The following is a 5859-nucleotide window of genomic DNA, read 5'->3' as shown; positions in this document are numbered from 1 at the left end:
CCTAGACCACTATCAAGGATTCGTTATCATCGTTGCACTTGACTTGAAAATTGAGGATCACAAAGTATTTTTGCATCCGTTGGCGATCACCTTTGACCAGATAATTCACTTTTTGCGTTTGGGTATACGCCCCACCCACAGAAATTGCCGTGACGATAAACACACCGAACAACAACAGCCACTGGGTGTGATGCGCGTCACTCCAACCACACAAGACAAACACTAAAGTCATGATCACCAAACTGGCAATCGTCATCCCGGACACTGGCGCATTGGAACAACCGATCGTCCCCGCCATCCGCGCGCTGACAATGACAAACAACAACGCCAAGACCAAAGATAAAAAGCCTGCCAACAGCGCTAACCACAAATTATCTGCAACGATCAACCCGATACCAAAAACGCCGACACTGGCGATGGCTAAACCAATCAACCCTAAGGTGTCCTTTTGGGAGGCGTCTTTGGCATGTAGGGTTTGTTGCAAGGAAGTTTTGATCACTGGCAATAACTTCAACGCCCCGATCAAACCGCCGCAAAGCATCATCCCAGCGCCGATGTATTTGGAATACGCCCCAGCTAACGCATCAACGCCAAGTGCGTTCACCGCAGCTTCTGCGTTCCATACCGTGGCAGAATCGCCAGCCATATGCGCAAAGTACGCGACTAATGGCGTGATCCCAAAGTTGGCCAACAAGCTACCGGCAAACATCGTCACCGAAACTTCTAAGCCGACCACAAAACCGATCCCGGCTAACATCGGATTGACCTCTAAGGCAAATTTCCACCGATAACTGGCATTACCAAAATAGGTCATCGTGGTGTTGACCCAACCCAGCACTTGGGTGGACAACGCAGTGAGCACACCACCGACGCCAAAGCCCCAAGCCATTTTGGTCAAGGAGTCGCGATTGCCATCCCCGGCAGTCAACGCTGTGGCGATGGCTTGTGATTCCGGGTAAGCGAGTTGGCCATCTTGTTCCACCACCATATAATGCTCAACGATGCTGGCGACGCCAACGGCAAACAGCACAGCTAAGGCGCCAACAGCGATGCCAACAAAGAAATTCACCTTCCCGCCAATCAAAATGATCGCCGGCACCACATAGATCATGCCACTGGCGATGGACTCCCCACCACTGGACATGCCTTGAATCAAATTCTTCCCGCGCATCCCTTGCGCATGGGCGAAGGCTTTGACTAATCCGGAGCCGATGATGGCACCTGGAATGCCGGCAGCCACTGTCAGTCCCGCTTTCATTCCAGAATATGCCGTGCTGGCGGCAAAAATAATTGCCAACACGATGCCGACAATGGTGACAAATATCGCCCCAGCCGGTTGTTGTGTCGAGTTCTTCATGATATCCTCCATTAGGCTTGTCAATGTTTGCAATCGTAGAAGAGTCTGGAATTTGACGCAATAGTTGTGAGAGAAGCCTCACATTTTCGTTAACGAGTTGCACAAAACCGATATTAATGCCGATTATTTTTAGAAAAGGTTCGGAATTTACGAATCGCGAGTTGAATGCACTGGCTTCGATTAATATTTTGATATTAACGTTTCTGAGCAGACCCTCGTTTTCTCATTACTTTCACGGGTATAATTAAACTAATCAAACTTTGGAGGACGATTATGATTCGACCGATCAACCACGACACGTTATTTCTACAACAAAAAGCCAAACCGGCTACTCCTAAAGACGCCAGCTTGATCAAAGATCTGCATGATACCTTAGCCGCTCACCGCGAGCGTTGTGTCGGCATGGCTGCCAACATGATCGGCGTCAATCGCGCCATGATCATCGCGTCAATGGGTCCGATCGACATGGTGTTGATCAATCCGCGCATCATCCAAAAATCTGGTGCCTTTGATACGGAAGAAGGTTGCTTATCGTTGAATGGCGAACGCCCTTGTACCCGCTATGAACAAATCACAGTCCAGTATTTAGATGAACAGTGGCACCCGCAAACTCGTCAGTTCAGCGATTTCTTTGCCCAAATCATTCAACATGAATGCGACCATTTAGCCGGGATCTTGATCTAGCCAATAAATGGCAGTCAGTTTAATATTGTCAACCACGCAAGCTGAAAAGCTTGTTTTTTTGTGATTAAAAATTTAATTTAAAGCAGTGCAAGCCTTTTCATCATCTATCTTGTTCGAATATTTAGTGACGACTGCAAGTGGTAACGTTTGCATAGACCGCGGTATAATTAAAGTGGCTCAAAACAGAAAGGCATGTGATAACGTTGAAAAAAATCATCAATGATCCCGAAGCAGTGGTCCCAGAAATGGTAGATGGTCTGGTCCGCGCATATCCTCAAATTCTGGAACAGATCCCAGACACAACTGCCGTGGTTCGTACGGACAAAGCGTCGATGACCGGCAAAGTTGCCGTCATTTCAGGCGGCGGCTCAGGACATGAACCCACTCATGCCGGCTTTGTGGGCAAAGGCATGTTGTCTGCCGCTGTTTGTGGGCAAGTGTTCACCTCCCCAACGCCAGATCAGATCTATGAAGCCATCAAAGCGTCTGATCAAGGCCGCGGTGTGTTCATGGTAGTCAAAAACTATTCAGGCGACGTGATGAACTTTGATATGGCCAAAGACATGGCGGAAATGGATGACATTCAAGTGGCTTCCATTGTGGTCGATGATGATATCGCCGTGGAAAATTCGCTCTACACCCAAGGGCGTCGCGGGGTAGCTGGCACCTTGTTCATGCATAAGATTTTAGGCAACGCCGCCCAAAACGGCGCCAGTCTGGAAGAATTATCCAAACTGGCTGCGGCAGTCCTTCCATGTATCAATACCGTGGCCGTCGCCTTGTCGGCAGCCACAGTGCCAGAAGCTGGCAAACCTGGATTTACGTTGGCCGAAGATGAAATCGAATACGGCGTCGGGATTCATTCCGAACCTGGTTATCGCCGCGAAAAGCTTCGCCCAAGCAAAGACCTGGTCGCTGAATTGTTGGAGAAATTGGATGACTCCCTGCATTTAGATCCCGCCAAGCAATATGCAGTGTTAGTCAACGGTATGGGCGCGACGCCACTGATGGAACAATACATTTTCAGCCACGATTTATTTGATGCATTAGCGAAAAGCAAATCACGCCAGCCTTTACCAAAGTTGGCAACTTGATGACTTCCATTGATATGGCAGGCATCAGCTTAACGATTTTTGAATTGGCGGATCCGGCTTGGCTTGACGCTTTAACCGCGCCAGTTGAAACCATCGCTTGGTAAGAAAGAAGGCATTGTATGTTAACTCCTGAAATCGCCCGTTTGTGGTTGAACCACTTTGCGGCTTTAATCGATGACAACAAAGCCCACTTATCTGATTTAGATACCCCGATTGGCGACGCTGACCATGGCAACAACATGGCTCGCGGGATGGTCGCTTTAACGGAAGCGTTACAAGCCAAACCGGATTTAGATCTAGCCGGGGTGTTCAAGGCCAGCGCCATGGCTTTGATTTCAAAAGTCGGTGGCGCTAGCGGCCCATTATATGGCACGGCCTTTTTAGAAATGGCCAAGACGGCGAAAAATTCTGCTGACTTACCAACCTTACTAGATGCCGCTTTAGCTGGCGTGATCAAGCGCGGCGGTGCCGAAGTTGGCGATAAAACCATGGTCGACGCTTGGACCCCACTGGTTAAAGCTACGCATGACGGCACCTTGTCGCAAGCCGTGATCGATGAAGCGGTCGCGTCGACGGAACCTTTAGTCGCGAAAAAAGGCCGCGCTGCCTATTTAGGTGAACGCGGCATCGGTCATCGCGATCCAGGCGCCGAAAGCACGGGCTATTTGTTTAAAGCGTTACTGGAAACGGAGGGCACGCTATGACTTATGGCATTGTAATCGTCTCCCATGTCCCAGAAATCGCCGCGGGCTTGCCAAAGTTGTTGACGCAAGTCGCGGCGCATATCGACATCACCCATGCTGGCGGCACTGATGATAACGATATCGGCACCAGCATGCTCAAAATCAGCAGTGCCTTTGATGAAAACACTGCGGATGAACTGTTAGCATTTTATGATCTAGGCTCAGCCAAAATGAACTTGGAAATGGCCATCGAAATGGCAGACAAGCCGGTGCACTTATATAATACGGCGCTGATCGAAGGGGCCTATACTGCCGCGACGCTGTTAGAAGCCGGGGTCAGCTTACCTGATGTGGAAAAACAATTGAAACCTTTGGTGATCAAATAAGGAGGACCCATCATGAATGGATTTCTTGGCGAATTTCTCGGCACCATGGTGTTGATCGTATTTGGGGTCGGTTGCGGGGCTGGTAACAGTCTCAAAGGCACCTTTTCGCAAAAGCAAAACTGGACTTTCATTTCCTTGGCTTGGGGTATGGCGGTGACGTTCGGGGTTTATGTCGCCGGACAATTCGGCGCTGATGGGCATTTGAATCCCGCCGTCACGTTAGGCTTTGCAGCGTTCGGCTTTTTCCCATGGGCGGATGTGGTGCCATACTTGCTGGGGCAATTCTTAGGCGCATTTGTTGGCGCAGCGATCGTGATCGTGCAATATTATCCGCACTTTAAAGCCGCAAAAAGCCCTGATGACGGTAACTCAGTGGGCATCTTTGCCACCGGACCGGCAATCCCCAATCCATTGTTTAACTTTTTAAGCGAAACCATTGCGACCTTCTTCTTCATCTTCACGCTGTTGAACCTCGGTGACTTCACCAAAGGCTTGAAGCCTTTGATCGTCGGGTTGTTGATCATGGTCGTCGGCCAAACGCTTGGCGGCACCACTGGATTTGCACTGAACCCAGCCCGGGATTTCGCCCCGCGCTTGGCTTATGCGATCCTCCCAGTGCCAAACAAGGCTGACGCCAACTGGGGTTACGCTTGGGTGCCGATTTGTGGGCCGATTGTTGGTGGCTTGTTAGCCGCTGCCTTACAAGCGATGTTAGTTTAAACAATTTCTACCGCATTCAAAAAGCCGACTCGAAAAAATTTCGGGCCGGCTTTTTGCTGTATTCTGGTTAAAGGCATAACAAACCCACAAAACAGTTACCCATTTCGTGGATTTGCGGCTTTAACGCCTATTTGATTACGTTCATGCCGTTCCAACTATTTCAAGTACGTTTCTGCGAGCCTTGGCGTCGCGGTCGACCGTACCCTTTGGTCGCTAATAGGCTTTCTGCCGTTCGCGCACAGACGTCGACTGGCTTCCCACGTTACCGTGAGGGTGGTTCACCCGGCGGTTGCTTGGTTTGAGTCCACAACGGGGACCCTTCTATGCCGGCACTCTGGAACTGAAGATCTAGCGGCGCTCGACAGTGCGCCGAGAACCATGCTACGGGATAGTCTTCATAGTTTAGCGGGCACTTCCGCCCAACGCGTTGTGGTACGGGTGACCTGCGCTAAGCCACTCACTCCTCATGGATATCGCAAACACGATAACGCCTTGATAAATTAAAGTCAAGTATTTAATGTAAGTTTGTTAAAGCGCCTTGACGAAGAAATGATCCATCGTAGTGTGTGGCCCCACATGCATCGGACCAGACAATGGCGTCCAATGGGCATTGGTGTACAGTTGAATGGCTGATTTCAAATTATGATGCGTCTCTAAATATAACTGCGTGTACCCTGCCGCCTTGGCCCCAGCTTCAACTTGGGCCATCAATTGATGCGCCGCGCCATGACCACGCGCGTCAGGGTTGACGTACAACTTTTGAAGTTCTGCCGTATCGCCTTGATATTCGGCAAACCCACACCCGGCCAATACTTGATCTAAGTCGTCCACCAACACCCAATAACCCCGTTTAGTATTGGCAGTGTAATAATGATATAAATCCCCGCGTTTTACAATCAAGTTAGCCACTATCGTTAGCACTCAGACAAAATAAA

The 5859-nt window shown here is 49.8% G+C and carries 5 protein-coding genes and 2 pseudogenes; 5 read left to right on the top strand and 2 right to left on the bottom strand.

All coding sequences use genetic code 11. From position 1 onward, the window contains the following. Positions 1-55 precede the first annotated feature (55 nt). Positions 56-1369: pseudogene (locus tag FD01_RS08660) on the bottom strand (OPT/YSL family transporter); the annotation flags it as partial. Between the two features lie 261 nt (positions 1370-1630). On the opposite strand from FD01_RS08660, the gene FD01_RS08655 reads away from it, so the two are divergent. The 5 genes and pseudogenes from FD01_RS08655 to FD01_RS08635 all read left to right on the top strand — a co-directional run bounded on the left by FD01_RS08655 (position 1631) and on the right by FD01_RS08635 (position 4924). Then, on the top strand, positions 1631-2041 hold the full coding sequence (locus FD01_RS08655) for a peptide deformylase (protein WP_056963734.1): 411 nt from the start codon (positions 1631-1633) through the stop codon (positions 2039-2041). 203 nt (positions 2042-2244) lie between these two features. Next, positions 2245-3239: pseudogene (gene dhaK / locus FD01_RS08650) on the top strand (dihydroxyacetone kinase subunit DhaK). A 15-nt stretch (positions 3240-3254) separates the two neighbouring features. After that, complete coding sequence (dhaL, locus tag FD01_RS08645; RefSeq protein WP_056963732.1) at positions 3255-3839, top strand: dihydroxyacetone kinase subunit DhaL; 585 nt, start codon at positions 3255-3257, stop codon at positions 3837-3839. Then, the gene (gene dhaM, locus FD01_RS08640; RefSeq protein WP_054719367.1) at positions 3836-4204 is read left to right on the top strand and encodes a dihydroxyacetone kinase phosphoryl donor subunit DhaM; all 369 of its coding nucleotides are present in this window, start codon (positions 3836-3838) and stop codon (positions 4202-4204) included. The genes dhaL and dhaM overlap by 4 nt, the downstream gene beginning before the upstream one ends. A gap of 12 nt (positions 4205-4216) precedes the next feature. Continuing rightward, positions 4217-4924, top strand: a complete 708-nt coding sequence (locus FD01_RS08635; RefSeq protein ID WP_056963730.1) for an MIP/aquaporin family protein — start codon at positions 4217-4219, stop codon at positions 4922-4924. 528 nt (positions 4925-5452) lie between these two features. On the opposite strand, the gene FD01_RS08630 is transcribed toward FD01_RS08635, so the two are convergent. After that, positions 5453-5824, bottom strand: coding sequence for a GNAT family N-acetyltransferase (locus FD01_RS08630; protein WP_162257352.1), 372 nt, complete (start codon positions 5822-5824; stop codon positions 5453-5455). Positions 5825-5859: the final 35 nt, after the last annotated feature.

Source organism: Lacticaseibacillus manihotivorans DSM 13343 = JCM 12514, from assembly GCF_001435035.1.
GTDB classification, from domain to species: domain Bacteria; phylum Bacillota; class Bacilli; order Lactobacillales; family Lactobacillaceae; genus Lacticaseibacillus; species Lacticaseibacillus manihotivorans.
The sequence above is the reverse complement of the archived record's forward strand: the minus strand, read 5'-3'. Positions and strand labels throughout refer to the sequence as shown.

Bases quoted from the DNA above. Each gene is read 5' to 3' on its own strand.
- FD01_RS08655 (WP_056963734.1), top strand. From the start codon at position 1,631: ATGATTCGACCGATCAACCACGACACGTTATTTCTACAACAAAAAGCC.
- dhaL (WP_056963732.1), top strand. From the start codon at position 3,255: ATGTTAACTCCTGAAATCGCCCGTTTGTGGTTGAACCACTTTGCGGCT.
- dhaM (WP_054719367.1), top strand. From the start codon at position 3,836: ATGACTTATGGCATTGTAATCGTCTCCCATGTCCCAGAAATCGCCGCG.
- FD01_RS08635 (WP_056963730.1), top strand. From the start codon at position 4,217: ATGAATGGATTTCTTGGCGAATTTCTCGGCACCATGGTGTTGATCGTA.